General features: G+C 64.3%; 17 protein-coding genes. 3 read left to right on the top strand and 14 right to left on the bottom strand.

Annotated elements, in window-relative coordinates:
- Positions 1–2: 2 nt before the first annotated feature.
- Complete coding sequence (locus tag APH33_RS15240) at positions 3–989, bottom strand: sensor domain-containing diguanylate cyclase (RefSeq protein WP_054885941.1); 987 nt, start codon at positions 987–989, stop codon at positions 3–5.
- Between the two features lie 141 nt (positions 990–1,130).
- Positions 1,131–2,315 carry a delta-9 fatty acid desaturase DesA gene (gene desA, locus APH33_RS15235; RefSeq protein WP_054885940.1) on the bottom strand — a complete coding sequence of 395 codons (1,185 nt, stop codon included), beginning with the start codon at positions 2,313–2,315 and terminating at the stop codon, positions 1,131–1,133.
- 148 nt (positions 2,316–2,463) lie between these two features.
- Here desA and dibA point away from each other — a divergent pair, with 148 nt between their 5' ends.
- A complete protein-coding gene (gene dibA / locus APH33_RS15230; RefSeq protein ID WP_054885939.1) occupies positions 2,464–4,359 on the top strand; it encodes a phosphodiesterase DibA in 1,896 nt (631 codons plus the stop codon).
- Between the two features lie 93 nt (positions 4,360–4,452).
- Here dibA and APH33_RS15225 read toward each other — a convergent pair whose 3' ends face one another.
- The 9 genes from APH33_RS15225 to tcyJ all read right to left on the bottom strand — a co-directional run bounded on the left by APH33_RS15225 (position 4,453) and on the right by tcyJ (position 13,415).
- On the bottom strand, positions 4,453–5,097 hold the full coding sequence (locus APH33_RS15225; RefSeq protein WP_054885938.1) for a methionine ABC transporter permease: 645 nt from the start codon (positions 5,095–5,097) through the stop codon (positions 4,453–4,455).
- Positions 5,087–6,196, bottom strand: coding sequence for a methionine ABC transporter ATP-binding protein (locus APH33_RS15220; RefSeq protein WP_054885937.1), 1,110 nt, complete (start codon positions 6,194–6,196; stop codon positions 5,087–5,089). The genes APH33_RS15225 and APH33_RS15220 overlap by 11 nt, the downstream gene beginning before the upstream one ends.
- A 1-nt stretch (position 6,197) precedes the next feature.
- On the bottom strand, positions 6,198–6,998 hold the full coding sequence (locus APH33_RS15215) for a MetQ/NlpA family ABC transporter substrate-binding protein (RefSeq protein ID WP_054885936.1): 801 nt from the start codon (positions 6,996–6,998) through the stop codon (positions 6,198–6,200).
- Positions 6,991–8,382: an LLM class flavin-dependent oxidoreductase gene (locus APH33_RS15210; RefSeq protein ID WP_054885935.1), complete on the bottom strand. Its 1,392-nt coding sequence runs from the start codon at positions 8,380–8,382 to the stop codon at positions 6,991–6,993. Before APH33_RS15210 ends, APH33_RS15215 begins: the two co-directional genes overlap by 8 nt.
- The gene (locus tag APH33_RS15205; protein WP_054885934.1) at positions 8,382–9,563 is read right to left on the bottom strand and encodes an SfnB family sulfur acquisition oxidoreductase; all 1,182 of its coding nucleotides are present in this window, start codon (positions 9,561–9,563) and stop codon (positions 8,382–8,384) included. The genes APH33_RS15210 and APH33_RS15205 overlap by 1 nt, the downstream gene beginning before the upstream one ends.
- Before the next feature lie 135 nt (positions 9,564–9,698).
- Positions 9,699–10,940 carry an SfnB family sulfur acquisition oxidoreductase gene (locus APH33_RS15200; RefSeq protein ID WP_054885933.1) on the bottom strand — a complete coding sequence of 414 codons (1,242 nt, stop codon included), beginning with the start codon at positions 10,938–10,940 and terminating at the stop codon, positions 9,699–9,701.
- A 252-nt stretch (positions 10,941–11,192) separates the two neighbouring features.
- Positions 11,193–11,954, bottom strand: a complete 762-nt coding sequence (tcyN, locus tag APH33_RS15195; protein ID WP_054885932.1) for an L-cystine ABC transporter ATP-binding protein TcyN — start codon at positions 11,952–11,954, stop codon at positions 11,193–11,195.
- Position 11,955: 1 nt separating this feature from the next.
- Positions 11,956–12,624, bottom strand: a complete 669-nt coding sequence (gene tcyL / locus APH33_RS15190) for a cystine ABC transporter permease (protein ID WP_054885931.1) — start codon at positions 12,622–12,624, stop codon at positions 11,956–11,958.
- Positions 12,621–13,415: a cystine ABC transporter substrate-binding protein gene (gene tcyJ / locus APH33_RS15185; RefSeq protein ID WP_054885930.1), complete on the bottom strand. Its 795-nt coding sequence runs from the start codon at positions 13,413–13,415 to the stop codon at positions 12,621–12,623. The genes tcyL and tcyJ overlap by 4 nt, the downstream gene beginning before the upstream one ends.
- Positions 13,416–13,688: 273 nt before the next feature.
- Here tcyJ and epsC point away from each other — a divergent pair, with 273 nt between their 5' ends.
- Together epsC and betT are read left to right on the top strand one after the other, a co-directional pair.
- Positions 13,689–14,621 carry a serine O-acetyltransferase EpsC gene (gene epsC / locus APH33_RS15180; RefSeq protein WP_054885929.1) on the top strand — a complete coding sequence of 311 codons (933 nt, stop codon included), beginning with the start codon at positions 13,689–13,691 and terminating at the stop codon, positions 14,619–14,621.
- A 331-nt stretch (positions 14,622–14,952) separates the two neighbouring features.
- Positions 14,953–16,914 carry a choline transporter BetT gene (gene betT, locus APH33_RS15175; protein WP_177332401.1) on the top strand — a complete coding sequence of 654 codons (1,962 nt, stop codon included), beginning with the start codon at positions 14,953–14,955 and terminating at the stop codon, positions 16,912–16,914.
- Positions 16,915–16,970: 56 nt separating this feature from the next.
- Here the strand turns inward: betT and tauD are convergent, their stop codons facing one another.
- From tauD to tauB, 3 genes are read right to left on the bottom strand one after another with little or no spacing between them, the layout of a single operon-like run.
- Positions 16,971–17,804 carry a taurine dioxygenase gene (gene tauD, locus APH33_RS15170; RefSeq protein ID WP_054885927.1) on the bottom strand — a complete coding sequence of 278 codons (834 nt, stop codon included), beginning with the start codon at positions 17,802–17,804 and terminating at the stop codon, positions 16,971–16,973.
- A gap of 49 nt (positions 17,805–17,853) precedes the next feature.
- Positions 17,854–18,693: a taurine ABC transporter permease TauC gene (tauC, locus tag APH33_RS15165; protein ID WP_054885926.1), complete on the bottom strand. Its 840-nt coding sequence runs from the start codon at positions 18,691–18,693 to the stop codon at positions 17,854–17,856.
- Positions 18,690–19,478, bottom strand: a complete 789-nt coding sequence (gene tauB / locus APH33_RS15160) for a taurine ABC transporter ATP-binding subunit (RefSeq protein WP_054885925.1) — start codon at positions 19,476–19,478, stop codon at positions 18,690–18,692. The genes tauC and tauB overlap by 4 nt, the downstream gene beginning before the upstream one ends.
- Positions 19,479–19,482 lie beyond the last annotated feature (4 nt).

The following is a 19,482-nucleotide window of genomic DNA, read 5'->3' as shown; positions in this document are numbered from 1 at the left end:
AGTCAGCCGCGAACTATCTGATTCTTACCCTGCCGCTTGGCCCGGTACATCGCTGCGTCGGCGCGGGCGAACAAGCTGTCCAGCGACTCGTCTTCATCCGTCAGCCCGGTCAGCCCCTGGCTCACCGTAACGTTGTACACCTCATCGCCATGGCTGAAGCCCTGGCGCTGAATTTCCCGCTGCAACCGCTCGGCAATCTGCTCGGCGACTTGGGCATTGCAGCCCGGGAACACCGCCGCGAACTCCTCACCGCCGATGCGCCCGAACAGGTCACCGCGACGCAGCACGGCCTTGCCGCTGTCGGCGATGCGCTGCAGCACCTGGTCACCTTCCTGGTGCCCGTAGCTGTCGTTGATACGCTTGAAGTCGTCGATGTCCAGCAGCAGGAAGGCCAGAGGCGTGCCGTCCTCTCGGGCACTGTCGAAGGCCTGCCGAGCACACTCGAAGAAGTGCCGGCGGTTGCTGCTCTGGGTCAGGACGTCGGTGGTGGCCAGGCGCTGCAGTTCGCCTTCGAGCTGCTTCTTTTCGGTGATGTCTTCGGCGATGCCGACGATGATCACCCGCTCGCCTTCGCTCTGCTGATTGATGTAGCACTTGTCGCTGAGCCAGCGCACCTGGCCGCTGGCGTTGAGGATGCGGTACTCGCGGTCCTCCACGGCTCCCTTGAGCAGCACCTGGGCCAGGCTGCGTTCGGCGAACTCCAGGTCGTCGGGGTAGATGCTGTCGCGCCATTCGTTGTAGTCGGCCAGCACCAGGCTGGCCGGGCGCCCGAAGATGCGCTCGTAGGCCGGGCTGACGTAGAGCACCTGGCGGGTTTCCCAGTCGAAGGCCCAGAGTACGGCGTTGACGCTGTCGAGCAGCGAGCTGTAGAGCTGTTCGCGCTCACTCAGGCGGGCGACTTCGCCCTGGGCATGGAACAGGGCCAGCAAGGTTTGTGCAGCTTCGGGAGGCGGTGTACCTGAAAATGACGAAGGAGGGTTCTTGGCCATGAGCACGGAGCAGTTCTCATTGATGAGGCGCGCGGCCACTAACCGGCCCGCCACGCGGGCGATGTGCCGGATTTGAGTGGATTTTCAGCGGGGAAGTTCCAGCAGGCACGCCCCGTTGCAGGGCGTGCCGATCAGCGGCTATCAGGCGCCGGTGGGCCGCAGGGAATAGGTTTTCAGCTGTGCCGCGAAGTCGTGCAGGGCATGGATGCCGCTGGCCTCGGCCTCGTGTACCCAGTCCTTCATGGCCGCGAGCATATCGTGGCCGTTGGCACTGGTGCGGGCCCAGATCTGTTGCAGGGCCAGACGTTTTTCGTAGATGGTTTTCAATGCCTGGCTGTGGGCAAGCATGCGCTCGATGCGCACCTGGTGGCGGTCTTCCAGCAGGCTGGTTTCACGCGAGAGCAGGCGCTTGGCACGGCGGAAGCGGTGGCGCACCGAGGCATCGACCTTGGCCAGCTCCTGCTTGACCAGCGGGCCGATCACCAGTTTGCGGTACTGGGCCATGATCTGGAAACGGTTGTTGAGGATGGCCATGGCTGTGTCCATGTCCAGGCTGGCCTTGCCCTCGACGCGGTGGGCGATGGGTGCGACACGCTGCACCTTGGCCAGGCGCAGCAGGCAGAACAGGCGGATCCACGCCCAGCCCATGTCGAACTCCCAGCGCTTGACCGAGAGCTTGGCCGAGTTGGGGTAGGTGTGGTGGTTGTTGTGCAGCTCTTCGCCACCGATGACGATGCCCCACGGCACCAGGTTGGTGGCGGCGTCGCGGCATTCGAAATTGCGGTAGCCGACCGCGTGGCCCAGGCCGTTGACCACGCCGGCGGCCCAGAACGGAATCCACATCATCTGTACTGCCCAGATGGTGATGCCGATGGTGCCGAACAACAGCAGGTCGATGGCCGCCATCAGCACGATGCCGCCGAGCTTGTAGCGAGAGTAGAGGTTACGCTCGATCCAGTCTTCCGGGCAGTTCTTGCCATAGATGCGCAGGGTTTCGGGGTTGCGTGCCTCTTCGCGGTACAGTTCGGCGCCTTTGCGCAAAACTGTGCCCAGGCCCTTGTACACCGGGCTGTGCGGGTCGTCCGGGGTTTCGCACTTGGCGTGGTGCTTGCGGTGCACGGCCGTCCATTCGCGGGTGTTCTGCGCCGTGGTCAGCCACAGCCAGAAACGGAAGAAGTGCTTGAGCGCGCCATTGAGCTCCAGGGCGCGGTGGGCGGAGTAGCGGTGCAGGTAGATGGTGACGCTGACGATGGTCACATGGGTCATCAGCAAGGTGACGCCAACCAGTTGCCAGGCCGACAAGTCGAGCAGACCGTTGTACCACATAGGTGTAGAAGCTCTCGGGAATGCAGGGAGAAGGGGGTGATTATCCCTTGGCAGGGAAATAAAACCAGTCACCCTTTCAGATAGGAAGTCACGGCATGTTTCAGCCTTTATAATGCCCCATCATTTTCCATGGGCTTTCCCCCCCGACATGTCTGTTTCCGTTCGCGACGCCTTGCGCATGGCCGCGCTGTATGTGGTGCTCTCGTTCCTCTGGCTGGTGCTGGCCGAGGTGGTCCTGCGCAGTATGTCTGACGACCCGCTGGCGTTGACCGTGGGCCGGCAGATCAACGTAGTGGTGTGGGTGCTGGTCAGTGCCTTGCTGATCTTCGTGTCCCGTGCCCGTCTGCTCAATTTCATCGGTATCGGCGCGCGCCTGCGCAGCGAGGACCGCGAGCGCCTGCGCATGGCTGCGGCGGTGTTCGACAGCACCTTGGAGGGCGTGCTGGTCACTGACCGCCAAGGCCTGATCGTGCATGTCAACCGCGCCTTCATGCGCATCACCGGCTACCAACAGGAAGAAGTGCTGGGCCATCGCCCCAGCAAGTTCAAGTCGGGCCGCCACGGCGTGCCGTTCTATCAGCAGATCTATGCCGCGCTGGCCGAAAAGGGTGAGTGGAGTGGCGAGATCTGGAACCGCCGGAAAAGCGGTGAGATCTATCCGCAGTGGCAGACGATTTGCGCCATCCGTGACGACAGTGGCGACCTGAGCCATTACGTGGCGGTGTTCAGCGACATCAGCGCGATCAAGCATTCCGAACAGGAACTGGCCTATCTGGCCCACCATGACCCGCTCACCGGGTTGCCCAACCGCCTGCTGTTCAACGACCGCGCCGAGCAGGCGCTGGCTTCGGCGCAGGCCAACAAGCGCGGCTGTGCCTTGCTGCTGCTCGACCTGGATCACTTTCAGAGCATCAACGACGGCCTTGGCCATACCATTGGCGACCAGTTGTTGAAGCTGGTAGGCGAGCGTCTGCGTGAGGCCGTTGGCAGCAACGTGACCCTGGCGCGCCTGGGCGGTGACGAGTTCGCTGTGCTGGCCGAGAACTGCCAGCAAGTTGGCCAGGCCGGCAAGCTGGCACAGGGCATCATCGAACGCATGCGTGAGCCCTTCGAATTCGATGATCACCGGCTGTTCATCAGTGCCAGCGTGGGCATCAGCCTGTTCCCCACCGATGCCCTGAACGCCGCGCAATTGTTGCGCAATGCCGATTCGGCGCTGTTCAAGGCCAAGGGTAATGGCCGCGCATGCTATGCGCTGTACACCGAAGAACTGACCGCTCACGCCCAGCACCGGGTGGAAACCGCGAGCGAGTTGCGCCGGGCGCTGGCCAATGATGAGCTGCGGGTGTTCTACCAACCGGTGCATGACCTGTTTACGGCGCAGATGGTCGGGGTCGAGGCATTGGTCCGTTGGCGGCACCCGCAGCGTGGGTTGGTTCCGCCGAGCGATTTCATCCCCATTGCCGAACGCACCGGCCTGATTGCCGAGATCGATGCCTGGGTGTTGCGCGAGGCCTGCCGGCAGATGGTGCGGTGGCGGGAGGATGGGCGGACGTTGGCGTTCGTTGCCGTCAATATCTCCAGCCGCTTGTTCGGCCAGCGTGAGTTGTACCGGCAGGTGGCTGATGTACTGCATGAAACTGGGCTGGACCCGGCGCTGCTGGAGCTGGAAGTGACCGAGAGTGCGGTCATGGAAGACCCGGAAGTGGCGCTGGAGCAGTTGCACCGCCTGCGTGAGCTGGGGTTGAACCTGGCCATCGATGACTTCGGCACGGGGTATTCATCGCTGCTGCGGCTCAAGCGCCTGCCGGTGCAGAAGCTGAAGATCGACCAAGGCTTCGTGGCCGGCTTGCCACTGGATGACGACGACATCGCCATCGTCCGGGTGATTGTCGCACTGGCGCGGAGCATGGGCATGCAGGTGCATGCCGAGGGGATCGAGCAGGCGGAGCAGGCGCGGTTCCTGCTGGAGCAGCAGTGCCAGCTGGGGCAGGGGTACTGGTTCGGGCGGCCGGTGCCGGCTGCCGATCTGCGCTGGGGCTGATGGCCTCTTCGCGGGCTCGCCCGCTCCCACAGGTATCGCACCGCTCCTCAGAGCAGTGATAATCCTGTGGGAGCGGGCGTGCCCGCGAAGAATTCAACGCTTGTTCAAGCCTTTGGCCAACCGGTCCCCACCCAGCTGGATCAGCGCCACCAAGGCCACCAGCATGGCAATCACGGTCAGCATGATCTGGCTGTCGAAGCGCTGATAGCCGTACCGATAGGCAATATCCCCCAGCCCACCCGCACCAATCGCCCCGGCCATGGCTGACGAGTTGATCAGCGTCACCAGGGTAATGGTGAACCCACCGACGATCCCCGGCAGCGCCTCGGGCAGCAGGACGTGCCAGACGATGTGCCAGCGCCGGCAGCCCATGGCCTGCGCTGCCTCCACCAGGCCATGGTCGACTTCGCGCAGGCTGACCTCGGAAATCCGTGCGAAGAACGGCGTCGCGGCGATGGTCAGTGGCACCACGGCAGCCCACACGCCATAGGTAGTACCTACCACCAGCCGGGTGAAGGGAATCAGCGCGACCATCAGGATCAGGAACGGGATCGAGCGGAACAGATTGACGAAGGCGCCCAGCACTCGATTGAGCAGCGGTGCCTCGAAGATACCGCCCTTGTCGCTGGTGACCAGCAGCACCGCCATCGGCACCCCCACCAGCAGTGCGACCAGCGAGGACACGCCGACCATCAGCAACGTGTCGAGCAAGCCTTCAAGCAAGCGATCAAACCACATGGCCCAGTACCTCCACGTCTTCGGCCCAGCGGCGGGCGCGTGCGAGCAATTGATGGGTGTCATGCGGCGAGCCCTGAATCGACAGGATCAGCTGCCCGAGCGCATGCTCGCCGATGGTCTCCACACCGCCCTGGAGCAGGCGCACGCGTCCGCCCAGCTCGCTGAACAGGTCGGACAATGCCGGCTCGCCCAGCAGGGTGAGCTTGAGCACCACCGCGCTGTCATGGCCCGCAGGGCTGGCGCGCAGCTTTGCCTGCAAAGCCACGGGTAGCTTGGTCTGCAGCGGGGCGAGCAGGGTCCGGGTGACGTCATGGTGGGGGTTGCCGAACACGCGCCAGACTTCGCCCTGTTCGACCATAGCGCCACGTTCCAGCACCACCACGCGGTGGCAGATGTCGCGGATCACTGCCATTTCGTGGGTGATCAGCACCACGGTCAGGCCCAGGCGCTGGTTGATGTCGCGCAGCAGTTCGAGGATCGACGCCGTGGTCTCCGGGTCCAGCGCCGAGGTGGCTTCGTCGCACAACAGGATCTCGGGGTCATGCACCAGCGCCCGGGCGATGCCGACGCGCTGCTTCTGCCCGCCAGAGAGCTGCGCCGGATAGACGTGATGCTTGTCCTGCAAGCCAACCATCTCCAGCAGTTCGCGGACCTTGTGCTGGCGCTCGGCCTTGGCCACGCCCGCCACCTTCAGTGGCAGCTCGACGTTCTGCCACACGGTCTTGGCCGACATCAGGTTGAAGTGCTGGAAGATCATGCCGATGCGCCGGCGCAGCGTTACCAGGCGCTCTTCGTCGAACAGCGCAATGTCTACCTGATCGATCAGGACGCGGCCCTGGCTCGGCTGTTCGAGGCGGTTGATGGTGCGCAGCAGCGATGACTTGCCCGCGCCACTGCGGCCGATGATGCCGAAGATCTCACCACGGCGGATGTTCAGGTCGATGCCCTGCAGTGCCGGTTGTTGCTGGCCAGGGTAGGTCTTGCCAAGGCCGACGAAGCGGACGTGGGCTTCGTTGACCTCCGGGCGCAGGGCCTGCTCCCTGGCCGTTGGCGGCGATGGTTGTGCGGTGGGCGCCCTGAGCGCGTTGGCCTGGCTCATGTCAGCCTTCCCAACCGGCCTGGTACAGGTTGCCATGGGCCTTGTTCAACGCTGCACGCACGGCAGGCGAGTGTTGGTAGATGTCGACGAACCTTGCCAGGCGCGGGTCGTCCTTGCTTTGCGGGCGGATGACGAACTGGATCACGTATTCCTTGTTTTCCAGGCCATCGAACAGCAGCGCCGAGGTGGCATCGAAGCTGTTGGCCAGGCGGATGTAGGCCGGGTAGCCCTGCACAAGGTCGGCGTCGTCATAGGCGCGCAACAGTTGCACGGCTTCGACCTGCAGGATCTTGAGCTTCTTCGGGTTGGCGACGATGTCGTCTTCGGTGGCTTTGTAGCCGACACCCGGCTTGAGGGTGATCAGGCCGGCCTTGGCCAGCAGCTGCAGGCCACGGCCGCTGTTGATCGGGTCATTGGCGATGGCCACGCTGGCGCCTTCGGGCAGTTCGGCGAAGCTCTTGTACTTCTTCGAGTACAGGCCGACGTTGTTGATGATCCCCGGAGCGTAGGGCACCAGGTTGAAACCGGCTGCAGCCTTGGCGTTCTCGAGGAAGGGGATGTGCTGGAAGTAGTTCACGTCGATGTCGCCGCTGTTGAGGCTGACATTCGGTGCAATCCAGTCGCTGAACTCGATCAGCTTCACTTCCAGGCCTTGCTTGTGGGCTTCTTCCACCGCCGCTTCCAAGGGGATGGCAAAGGCCGCAGTGGTGCCGATCTTCAGGGGCTCGGCGGCGAACGCGCTGGTGAACAGGCCGAGGGTGATGGCGATGGCCGCGACGGGCCGGAACAGTTTCTCAAGCATGGTGCAGGGCTCCAGTCGGGGCAGGGGTTGGGCTGTTGCGGTAAGTGGAACCAGGGTGGTCGGCGGGCAGGTGCGGGTGGTCGCTGGCGAACAGCTTCTGGCGCAGGGTGCCGTCGGCGTAGGCGGTCTTGTAGCGGCCACGTTGCTGCAGTTGCGGGACTACCAGGTCGATGAAGTCCTCATAGCTTTCCGGGGTGACGGTACGGGTCAGGTTGAAGCCGTCCAGGCCGGTTTCGTCGATCCAGGCGATCAGCTGTTCGGCTACCTGATCGGGCGCGCCGACCAGGGTGACATAGCGCCCGCCGAGGGCGTGCTGCTCCAGCAGGCGGCGGCGGGTCCAGGCGTTTTCCTGCAATTGGCGGGTGGCCGACTGGATGGCGTTGCCCTTGCTGGCGCCGATCGGCTCGTCCAGCCCGTAGGCGGCAAAGTCGATGCCGGTCGAGGCGGCGAAGTGCGCCACGCCGGCTTCGGCGCTGGCATGCTGCAGGTACTCGGCATATTTGGCCTGGGCCTGCTGCTCGGTGGGCGCGACGATCACCGTGATGCCCATGAACACCTTCACCGCCTGTGGATCGCGGCCGGCCGCCTGGGCGGCCGCGCGTACCTTGTCGACCTGGGCGCGGGTAGCGGCCTTGTCCTGGCCGCTGATGAACACGCATTCGGCATGGTTGCCGGCAAAGGCCAGGCCGCGCGGCGAGCTGCCCGCCTGGAACAGTACCGGCGTGCGCTGCGGCGAGGGTTCGCACAGGTGGTAGCCCTCGACCTTGTAGAACTCGCCCCGGTGGTGCACCTTGCGCACCTTGCCCGGCTCGGCGTACACCCGGCGCTCACGGTCGTTGACCACGGCGTCATCGGCCCAGCTGCCTTCCAGCAGCTTGTACAGCACCTGCAGGTATTCATCGGCCTGGTCGTAACGCCGGTCGTGCTCGGGCTGTTGCTCCAGGCCCATGGCGCGGGCGGCGCTGTCGAGGTAACCGGTGACAATGTTCCAGCCGACCCGGCCATTGCTCAGGTGGTCGAGGGTGGAGAGACGTCGGGCGAACAGGTACGGGGCCTCGTAGGTAAGGTTGGCGGTGAGGCCGAACCCGAGGTGGCGCGTGACGGCAGCCATCGCCGACACCAGCAGCAGCGGGTCGTTGACCGGCAGTTGGATCGACTCTTTCAAGGTCACGTCCACGGATTTGCCGTAGATGTCGTAGGTGCCGACGATGTCGGCGATGAACAGGCCGTCGAACAGCCCACGCTCCAGCAGGCGCGCCAGCTCGGTCCAGTATTCCAGGGTCTTGTACTGGGTCGAGGTGTCCCTTGGGTGGGTCCAAAGACCGTGGTTGATGTGCCCGATGCAGTTCATGTTGAAGGCATTGAGCAGGATCTGCTTGGGCATCAGATAGTCCCCCGGCGTGGAGGGTTTGCGTTGTTCAGGTAGTAGTTGCCGATGGCGTGGTACTTCCAGCGCACCGGGTCGTGCAGGGTGTGCACGCGGGCGTTGCGCCAGTGGCGGTCGAGGTTGTGTTCGGCCAGGGTGGCCTGGCTGCCGGCCAGTTCGAACAGCGTAGTGCCGGCGGCAAGGGACACTTCCGTACTGATGGCCCGTGCTTCGGCAACGGCGATGGAGGCAGCGGCTACGGTGTCGGCATTGCTGTCGGCCTGGGCGCGGTCGAGGATCTCGCCGGCGCGTTCGAGCAAGGCTTCAGCGGCATGCAGGCGGATTACCAGCTGGCCGAAGCTTTTCAGCGTCAGTGGGTCGTCGCTGGCCTTGTCCAGACCGGAGTCGACCCATGGCCGGCTGCGCGTGCGCACGAAGTGCAGGGCATCATCCAGGGCGGCGCGGGCGATACCGGTATCGATGGCCGCGTGGAGAATCTGTGCCAGAGGGCCAACCGGCGTCGGGCGTTCGAAGGCACTCTGGAACGGCACCACGTCGTTGGCATCGACCCAGACGTTGTCGAAGGTCACCGAGCCGCTGCCGGTAGTGCGCTGGCCGAAGCCGCTCCAGTCGTCGATCACTTGCAGGCCCTGACTGTCGGCGGGGACGAAGGCCAGTTGCTGGCGGCCTTGGTCGTCGATCACCGAGGTCGGGATCCGTTGAGCATAGAGCGCCCCGGTGGCGTAGAACTTGCGGCCGTTTATGCGGTAACCGGCGCCGTCGTGGGTCAGGCGAGTGGTGCGGTCATGGGCGGTTTTCGTACCCAGTTCGGCCAGGGCATTACCGAAACGGCGGCCGGCCAGTACTTCGGTGTACAGGCGCTGCTGCTGCTCGGGGCTGCCATTCACCCGCAGCACTTCGAGGGCATAGAAGTGGTTCTGCGGAATCTGGCCAAGGGAGGCATCAGCCTGGGCGATGCGGGCGATGACCTGGGCCAGGGTGACATTGGACACGCCTGCGCCGCCGAAGGCTTTGGGGACGCTGATGGCCCACAGGCCGGAGCGGGTGAACAGCTCCAGTTCGGCGTGGGGCAGGCGGCGTTCGCGGTCGCGCAGGGCGCTGTCGCGTTTGAGTTGCTGGGCGATATGTTCGGCGGTAGCCAGGGCTTGGCTGTCGCTGGTGATTACTGATGTTGTCATGGTGTTCTCCGGGGCCATAGGGCCGCGCTGCGGCCCTTTCGCGACACAAGGCCGCTCCTACAAGGAACCGCGATCGCCTGTAGGAGCGGCCTTGTGTCGCGAAAGGGCTGCAAAGCAGCCCCCAAGGCCCTCAAGTCAGATCCAGGAATGCCGGGCGGGCAGGGTGCCGTTGAGGTGATAAGCGCCGACTGCGTGGTACTTCCAGCGCACCGGGTCGTGCAGGGTGTGCACCCGTGCATTGCGCCAGTGCCGGTCGAGGTTGAACTCGGCCAGGGTGGCGCGGCTGCCGGCCAGTTCGAACAGCTTCTCGCTGGCCTGCAACGAGATCTCGGTGGTCAGCACCTTGGCCTCGGCCACGGCAATCGACGCCCGCGCTGCGGCGGCGGCATCGATCGGCCCGGCATTGACCTCGTCGAGCACGCGCGCGGCCTTGCGCAGCAGCGCCTCGGCGGCATGCAGTTCAAGTTTCAGGCGGCCGATGTCGGCGATTACATAGGGGTCGTCGCTGGCGTGCTCGACCTTGGCCTCGATCCATGGCCGGGATTTTTCGCGGACGAAGGTGATGGCGTCGTCGATGGCTGCCTCGGCGATGCCGGCATCGATGGCGGCCTGAATCAGCTGCGAGGCCGCGCCCTGGATATTGGGGATATCGCGCTGGCGCCAGTTGTCGATGACCAGTTCGGCATCGACCGGGACCTGATCGAGCAGCACGGTACCGCTGGCGGTGGTGCGCTGGCCGAAGCCGGACCAGTCGTCGACGATGCGCAGCCCCGGGCTGCCACGGCGGACAAAGGCCAGGCGCTGGCGGCCTTCGTCGTCCAGTGCCTTGACCGCCACCCAGTGGGCGAACAGGGCGCCGGTGGAGTAGAACTTCTCACCACTGATGCGATAGCCGTCACCGCTGCGGGTGATCCTCGCCTTGAGCGTCAGGGTGTCCTTGGTGCCGCGCTCGGGGCCGGCGTTGCCGATGCGCCAGCCGTCCAGCACGCTGCGGAAGATCAGCGCCTGCTGGGCCTCGGTAGCGGTCAGGCGTAGCAGTTGCAGCATGCCGAACTGGTTCTGCGGGATCTGCCCGAGGGCCGGGTCGGCGGCGCTGATCAGGCGGAACACTTCTGCCACCGTCTCGAACGAGACGTCGGGGCCGCCATAGGCCTTGGGCACGCTGATGCTGCCCAGGCCGCTACGGGTGAACTGTTCGATTTCTGCCCAGGGCAGCTTGCGTTGCTGGTCGCGGCGGGCGGCCTGCTCGCGGGCGCTCTCGGCCAGCTCACGGGCGGCTTGCAGGGCTTCGGCGTCGTTACGCAGTACCTTGGCCGGCAGCAGCAGGGGCGAGCTGTCGAGATCACTGTGGAATGGGGTATTTGGCTGGGTGGTCATCAGAACCGAACCTCACAAAGTGGATGCGTCGCTTCAGCTGATGGCGACAGACTTTTGCTGGTCCGGTGGTCCGGTTCATATACCCTAATGGCTTATTAGTGGTTTATGAACTAACTCTTTGGAATATACATAGAAGAGTGGATTTGCTGTGGATGTGCCGGCCTCTTCGCGGGCTCGCCCGCTCCCACAGGGAGCTGCGTACACCGATCAATGTGGGAGCGGGCGTGCCCGCGAAGAATACAACCGAGGTTTTCAGTCGTGCGCAGCAGTAGTCCCGAGGAACTTGCGCAGGAATTGCCGGGTACGCTCTTCCTTGGGATTGGCAAACAGCGCCTTGGCCTCACCTTGTTCCACGATCACGCCCTTGTCGAAGAAGATCACCCGGTTCGCCACATCCCGGGCAAAGCTCATCTCGTGGGTGACGATGATCATTGTGCGCTTCTCCTCGGCCAGGCCGCGGATGGTCGCCAGCACCTCGCCGACCAGTTCCGGGTCGAGGGCCGAGGTGGGCTCGTCGAACAGGATCACTTCAGGCTCCATGGCCAGCGCGCGAGCAATTGCCACGCGCTGCTGCTGGCCACCGGAAAGGCGCCTTGGATAGGCGTCTTCCTTGCCCGCCAGGCCGACCTTGGCCAGCAGCCGTCGACCCAGGTCGATGGCCTGTTGGCGAGGGGTCTTCTTGACGATCACCGGGCCTTCGATGACGTTCTCCAGCGCGGTACGGTGGGGGAACAGGTTGAAGTTCTGGAAGACGAAGCCAGCTTGCTGGCGCAGGCGGCGGATCGCACTCTGCTGGCCGCCGAGTGGGCGGTTGGCATCGATGCTGATGTCACCGATCTGAATCTGCCCGGCATCCGGGGTTTCCAGCAGGTTGAGGCAACGCAGGAAGGTGGTCTTGCCCGAGCCGCTGGGGCCGATGATGGCCACTACTTCACCGGGTTGCACGGTCAGGTCGATACCGTTGAGCACGGTCTGGCCCTTGAACTGCTTGGTCAGGCCTTTGGCGACGATCATCTCATTGCTCCTGGTCGTGCTGGTTGACCCGCGCTTCCATGCGGTTCTGGAAGTGCGCGAGGATGCTGCAGAGGACCCAGTAGATCACTGCAACGGCCAGGTACATGGTGAATACTTCGAAGGTGCGCGCGGTAATCAGCTGGGCCTGGCGGAACAGCTCGGGCACCTGGATGGTCGCGGCCAGCGCGGTGTCCTTGACCAGCGAGATGAAGCTGTTGCCCAGTGGTGGCAGCGCGGTGCGCAGTGCCTGAGGCAGGATCGCCCGGCGCATGGCCTGGGTGCGGGTCATGCCGATGCTGGCCGCAGCTTCCCACTGGCCACGGTCGATCGAGGAGATCGCCGCCCGCAGGATTTCGCAGATGTAAGCCGCCATGTTCAGTGACAAGCCGATCAGCGAGGCCGGGATCGGGTCGAGCTCGATGCCGATCTGTGGCATGCCGAAGTAGATCACGAACAGCTGCACCAGCAGCGGCGTGCCACGGAAGAACGACACGTAGATGCGTGCCAGCCAGTTCAGCGGCAAGATCTTCGACAGCCGCATCAGCGCCAGGGCAAAGCCCAGCACCAGGCCGAAGAACATGCCGCCCACACTGAGCAGCACCGTGTAACCCGCGCCCTTCAGCAGGAAGGGCGTGGAGTCGGCGACGAGTTGCAGGCTTTCAGCGATCATTTGGTGACATCGGCACCGAAGTATTTCTCGGACAGCTTGGCCAGCGTGCCGTCGGCCTTGAGTTTGTCGATGGCCTTGTTGATCGCTTCCAGCAGCTCAGGCTCGCCCTTGCGCAGCGCTACGCCGCTTTCCAGGCGCGAGAAGGCGTCGCCAGCCAGTTCGGTGTCCTTGGCCTTCTGGGCGTACTCCAGCGCTGCCAGGCGGTCGATGAGGATGGCGTCGATGCGGCCGTTGCGCAGGTCGGCGAACTTGCTCGGGTCGTCTTCATAGGTGCGCACGTCTGCCTTTGGCACGTCCTGCTTCACCCATTGCTCGTAGTTGGTACCCAGGCCGACACCGACTTTCTTGCCGGCCAGGTCCTGCGCGCTCTTGATGTTCAGCTGCTCGGCCTTCTTCTTCAGGATCAGCGCCTGGATGCCGGAGATGGTATAGGGCTCGGAGAAGTCGTATTTCTTCTTGCGCTCCTCGGAAATGGTCACCTGGTTGACCACCACGTCCAGGCGCTTGGATTCCAGCGCGGCGAGGATGCCGTCCCACTTGGTCGGCTGGATCTTGGCCTTGACCCCCAGCTCCTTGGCCAGTAGCTCGGACAGCTCGACCTCGAAGCCGGTCAGCTTGCCGTTTTCATCCTGGAAGCTGAACGGTGGATAGGTACCTTCGAGACCGACGTTCATCACGCCCTTGTCCTTGATGGTCTTCAATTGCTCGCCGGCGAAGGCATGGCTGAGCAGGCCGGCACCCAGCAGGATGGCCAGGCTGGCATTGAGAAGCGGTTTGGCAAATTTAGACATGGCATGGCCCCGCGCTTGTTGTGGAAGTAGTGGGTGGCGACTATAGAGTTGGCTTTATAGGTCAGGAAATAATAAAAAATTATTTTGTTATATCGATTTTGAGCCGTTCCGGGTTTTGGCTGCTTTGAGGGTAGGCCAGGATGCTGGCAACGTCATCGCGGCTTATGCCTGACTTAGCGCAGGATGGAATAAAGCGTTGTTTTTTCCAAGAGGCGGATTGCCGTAGAGTGGATTGCATAACGACAGATTGGCCACCCTGGGCAGGAGAACACCGTGAGCGAACAACCATCATCTGGGCAATGGCAACTGCACAGCATCGTCAGTGGCTTGCGCGGCGCCCGCGAACAATGGCGCAGCCGCAACGGCCGCAGCAGCGGCGAGCAGGGCGGGCGCGAGCTGCCGTCGCGCGAGGCCATGCGGCAGATTCTGGAACAGCTGTGCGGGGCGCTGTTCCCGATGCGCCTGGGCCCGGTCGACCTGCGCGAAGAGAGCGAGGATTTCTATGTTGGCCATACCCTCGACGCGGCGCTGACCGCGTTGCTGGCCCAGGCGCGGCTGGAACTGCGTTACGCCGCCCGCCAGAGCAAGACGGAACTGGAGGGCGTCGATGCCCGGGCCCTGCGCCTGATCCAGGATTTCGCGGCGGCCTTGCCGGGGCTGCGCGTGCTGCTCGATACCGATGTGCTGGCGGCTTATCACGGCGACCCGGCCGCGCGTAGTGTGGACGAGGTACTGCTGTGCTATCCGGGGATCCTGGCGATCATCCATCACCGTCTGGCCCACCACCTTTACCAGGCCGGTTTGCCGCTGCTGGCGCGGATCAGTTCGGAACTGGCGCATTCGGCCACCGGCATCGACATTCACCCCGGTGCGCAGATCGGCCAGAGCTTCTTCATCGACCACGGTACCGGTGTGGTGATTGGCGAGACCGCGATCATTGGTGAGCGGGTGCGCATCTATCAGGCGGTAACCCTGGGTGCCAAGCGTTTCCCCAGCGATGAATCGGGGACGCTGCACAAGGGGCTGGCTCGCCATCCGATCGTCGAGGACGATGTGGTGATCTATGCCGGGGCGACGATCCTGGGGCGCATCACCATCGGTAAGGGCTCGACCATTGGCGGCAACGTCTGGCTGACGCGCAGCGTGCCGGCCGAAAGCAACATTACCCAGGCTAACTTGCAGCTGGATTGCCAGGACAAGAACTGATCCGGGAAATTCATGGCTGTGCCGGCCCTTTCGCGGCTGAAGCCGCTCCCACAGAGATCGCGTAACGCTTAGTGTGGTGCGGTCCCTGTGGGAGCGGCTTCAGCCGCGAAAGGGCCATGACAGGAGGGCACCAATCGGCGCCCCGGTTCGCATTGAAATCCGATCCATGTTTAACTTGAACGCTTGTTCAATGAAAAAACGCTGGTCCGCTGCCGGTGTTCAACAGGAGGATTCCTTTGCTGAACCCGTTCATTCCGAACCTCACGTCGATCGACGAGGTGCCTGTCTCATGAGTGCACCGTCCCCATCCCTTGCCTCTGGCAAGATCCGCATGAACCCGCCGGTGTTCTACTTCGCGGCAACATTCATTCTCCTCTTCGGGCTGGTGGTCATCGCCTTCCCGCAGGCGGCCGGCGAGTGGTTGCTGGCGGCGCAGAACTGGGCGGCCAACACGGTCGGCTGGTACTACATGCTGGCCATGACCCTGTACCTGGTGTTCGTGGTGGTCACCGCCTTGTCTGGCTACGGCAAGATCAAGCTCGGTGCCGACCATGACGAACCCGAGTTCAGTTACCTGTCCTGGGCCGGCATGCTGTTCGCCGCCGGCATCAGCATCACGCTGTTCTTCTTCTGCGTATCCGAACCGCTGACCCACATGCTCACCCCGCCCCAGGGCGAAGGCGGCACGGCCGAGGCCGGGCGTCAGGCGATGGAAATCCTGTTCCTGCACTGGGGCCTGCATGGCTGGGGCGTGTTCGCCTTCGTCGGCATGGCGCTGGCCTACTTCGCCTACCGGCACAACCTGCCACTGGCGTTGCGTTCGGCCTTGTATCCGTTGATCGGCAAGCGCATCAACGGCCCGATCGGCTATGCCGTGGATGGGTTTGGCATCATCGCCACGGTATTCGGCCTGGGCGCCGACATGGGGTTTGGTGTGCTGCACCTGAACGCCGGCCTCGACTATCTGTTCGGCATCAGCCATAGCCAATGGGTGCAGGTGATCCTCATCGCGCTGATGATGGGCGCGGCAGTCGCGGTCGCCGTGGCGGGGGTGGAAAAGGGCGTGCGGGTGATGAGCGACATCAACCTGTTCCTGGCCTGCGCGCTGCTGCTGTTCGTGCTGTTCGCCGGGCCTACCCAGCACCTGTTCAATACCCTGATCCAGAACCTGGGCGATTACCTCGGCGCCTTGCCGCGCAAGAGCTTCGATGTTTATGCCTACGGTGAGCAACGTGACTGGCTGGGTGGCTGGACGGTGTTCTACTGGGCCTGGTGGATTGCCTGGGCACCGTTCGTGGGCTTGTTCATTGCGCGCATCTCGCGTGGCCGCACCATCCGTGAATTCGTCTTCGGCGTGTTGCTGATTCCGCTGGGCTTCACCCTGGCGTGGATGTCGATCTTCGGCAACAGCGCGCTGGACCAAGTGATCAACCATGGCATGACCGCGCTCGGCCAGTCGGCATTGGACAACCCGTCGATGAGCCTGTACCTGCTCCTGGAAACCTACCCGTGGAGCAAGGTAGTCATCGCCGTGACGGTGTTCATCAGTTTCGTGTTCTTCGTCACCTCGGCTGATTCCGGCACGGTGGTGCTGTCGACCCTGTCGGCCAAGGGCGGCGGTGCTGACGAAGACGGGCCGAACTGGCTGCGTATCTTCTGGGGCGCGATGACGGCGCTGATCACCAGCGGCCTGCTGTTCGCCGGCAGCATCGATTCGCTGAAGTCGGCAGTGGTGCTGACCTCGCTGCCGTTCTCGCTGATCCTGCTGTGCATGATGTGGGGGCTGCACAAGGCCTTCTACCTGGAGGGCCAGCGGCAGATCGCACAGATGTATTCGCTGGCACCCTTCGCCCAGTCACGCCGTGGGCGCGGTGGCTGGCGCCAACGCCTGAGCCAGGCCGTGCACTTCCCGTCGCGCGACGAGGTGTATCGCTTCATGGACGACGTGGTGCGTCCGGCGATTGCCGATGTGCGTGAGGTGTTCGAGCAGAAGGGCCTGGTGCTGGTGACCCAGGACGACCCGAGCCATGACAACGTCAGCCTGAAGGTAGGCCATGGCGAGGAGCAGCCGTTCATCTACCAGGTGCAGATGCGTGGCTACTTCACACCGTCGTTCGCGCTGGGTGGGCTGGGCACGCAGGAGTTGAAGAACCGCCGTTACTACCGGGCCGAAGTGCACCTGAGCGAAGGTAGCCAGAACTACGACCTGGTTGGCTACAGCAAGGAGCAGATCATCAACGACATCCTCGACCAGTACGAACGGCACATGCAGTTCCTGCATCTGGTCCGTTGATACCTGTACCGGCCTCTTCGCGGGCTCGCCCGCGAAGAGGCCGGTACAGGCAACAACTAGAAGGGCGCATCTCCAAGGATGGTCGCCCGGTGCATCACCCGCCGGTTCGGCCGGTAATCATCCACTGCAAAATGCTGGGTCACGCGGTTGTCCCAGAACGCCACGTCATTTTCCTGCCAACGCCAGCGAATGCTGAACTCCGGCCGCGTGGCATGGGCGAACAGCAGCTTGAGCAGCGCCTCGCTTTCCAGCTCGTTCAGCTCATTGATGCGTGTGGTGAAGCCTTCATTGACGAACAATGCCTTGCGACCGCTTACCGGATGCGTGCGCACCACCGGGTGCGACAGCGGCGGGTTGTTGCGCCGGGTCGCCTCCCAGCGCGCCAGGTCGTCGGCCGTGGTGCCAAAGCGCTCCAGGGGGAACGACTTGGTGAAGTCATGGGTGGCGGTCAGGCCATCGAGCATTTCGCGCAGCGGCGCCGACAAGGCATCGAAGGCCGCGATACCGCTGGCCCACAAGGTGTCGCCGCCATAGGCCGGCAACTGCTTGGCGCTGAGCACCGCGCCCAGCGCCGGGGTCGGCAGGAAGGTCACGTCGGTGTGCCACACGGCGTTGTCACGCACGTCGGTGACGGCCGTGTCGAGGATCAGCACCTGCGGCGTCTCTGGCACATTGGGGTAGATCGGGTGGATATGCAGGTCGCCGAAGCGGGCGGCGAAACGCGCCTGTTGCTCCGGGTTGAGCGGCTGGTTGCGGAAGAACAGCACCTGATGCTGGAGCAGCGCCTGCTCGATGGCATCGCGTTGTTCGGCGCTGATGTCGCGGCTGATGTCCACGCCGCTGATCTGTGCGCCGAGCGCCGGGCTGAGGGGGGTAATGGTCAGGCTCATGTCGGTCTCTTCAATCGGGCGCCAGGGTGCTGGCGTGGTCAACAGGAATTCAGTGGCTCTGCCCGTGCCAGGGCACCAGCTTGCGTTGCAGGGCGCGCAGGCCCATCTCCAGGGCGAAGGCGATCAGGGCGATGAGCAGGATGCCCAGCACTACCACGTCGGTGACCAGGAACTGCGCCGCCGACTGCACCATGAAACCCAGGCCGCTGGTGGCGGCGATCAGTTCAGCGGCGACCAGGGTCGACCAGCCAACCCCTAAACCGATGCGGATCCCGGTCAGGATGTCGGGCAGGGCGCTGGGCAGGATCACGTGGCGGATCAGCTGCGCCCGGCTCGCGCCCAGCGACTGCGCCGCCCGCAGCTTGGCCGGGTCGACGGTACGCACCCCAGTGGCGGTGGCGATGGCGATCGGGGCGAAGATCGCCAGGTAGATCAGCAGCACCTTGGACAGCTCACCGATGCCGCACCAGATGACGATCAGCGGCAGGTAGGCCAGCGGCGGGATTGGCCGGTAGAACTCGATAAGCGGGTCGAGGACGCCACGGGCCACACGGTTGTAGCCGATGGCGATGCCGACCGGGATCGCGGTCAGGGTCGCGGCGATCAGGGCCAGGCCGATACGGCCCAGGCTGGCGCCCAGGTGCTGCCACAGGCTGGCGTCCATGTAACCTTGGGTGAGCAGGACCCAGGCCTTGGCCAGGATGTCGCCGGGCGAGGGCAGGAACAGCGGCTCGATCCAGCCGGCGGCCGTCACCAGCCACCAGGCGAACAGCAAGCTGATCAGGGTCAGGGTGCTGATCCAGCGAGTGGACAATGGGCGGCGCGCCTGGCGGGCGGGCCGGGTTTGAGTGTCGCGTTTGCCGGCGACCGGCAGATCCAGGCTGCTCATGCGCGCTCCTGCAGGCTTTGGCGTTGGGAGAACACGCGGGCCAGGACATGCTCGCGGGTTTCGATGAAGCGTGGGTCGGACTTGATCGCCCGGGCCGACTCGCCAGCTGCGTAGCGCTGGCCAAAGTCCAGTTGCAGGCGCTCGACCACGCGGCCGGGGTTGGGCGCCAGCAGCACCAGTTCGCTGGCCAGGAACACCGCTTCCTCGATGTCATGGGTGATCAGGAACACCGGTTTGGCGGTGCGCTGCCAGACTTGCAGCAGCAGTTCCTGCATCTGTTCGCGGGTGAAGGCGTCGAGGGCGCCGAACGGTTCGTCCATCAGCAGTACCCGCGGGTCGGCGGCCAGCGCCCGGGCCAGGCCCACGCGCTGCTTCTGGCCACCGGACAGCCGCCAGATGCGCCGTTCGCCGAAGCCGTCGAGGTCGACCAACGCCAGCATCTCGCGGGCCTTGGCCTCACGCTGGGCGCGCGGCACACCGGCCAGTTCCAGGCCGAAAGCGACGTTGCCCAGCACGTTCTGCCATGGCAGCAGGGCATCATCCTGGAACACCACGCCACGCTCGGCCCCCGGGCCTTGCACGGGCACGCCGTCGAGGCTGATGCGCCCGCCGCTCGGGGCAACGAAGCCGGCGATCAGGTTGAGCAGCGAGGTCTTGCCACTGCCGGATGGCCCCAGGGCCACCAGCAGCTGGCGTGGCCCAAGGCTCAGGTTGATGTCGGCCAGCACCGGGGCGGTGGTGCCGGGGTACTGTGCGCTGATGCGCTCCAGTTCGAGCAAGGCCATGGCA

It is taken from the genome of Pseudomonas sp. NBRC 111130 (genome assembly GCF_001320485.1).
In the GTDB taxonomy this organism is placed as follows: Bacteria; Pseudomonadota; Gammaproteobacteria; order Pseudomonadales; family Pseudomonadaceae; genus Aquipseudomonas; species Aquipseudomonas vlassakiae.
The sequence above is the reverse complement of the archived record's forward strand: the minus strand, read 5'-3'. Positions and strand labels throughout refer to the sequence as shown.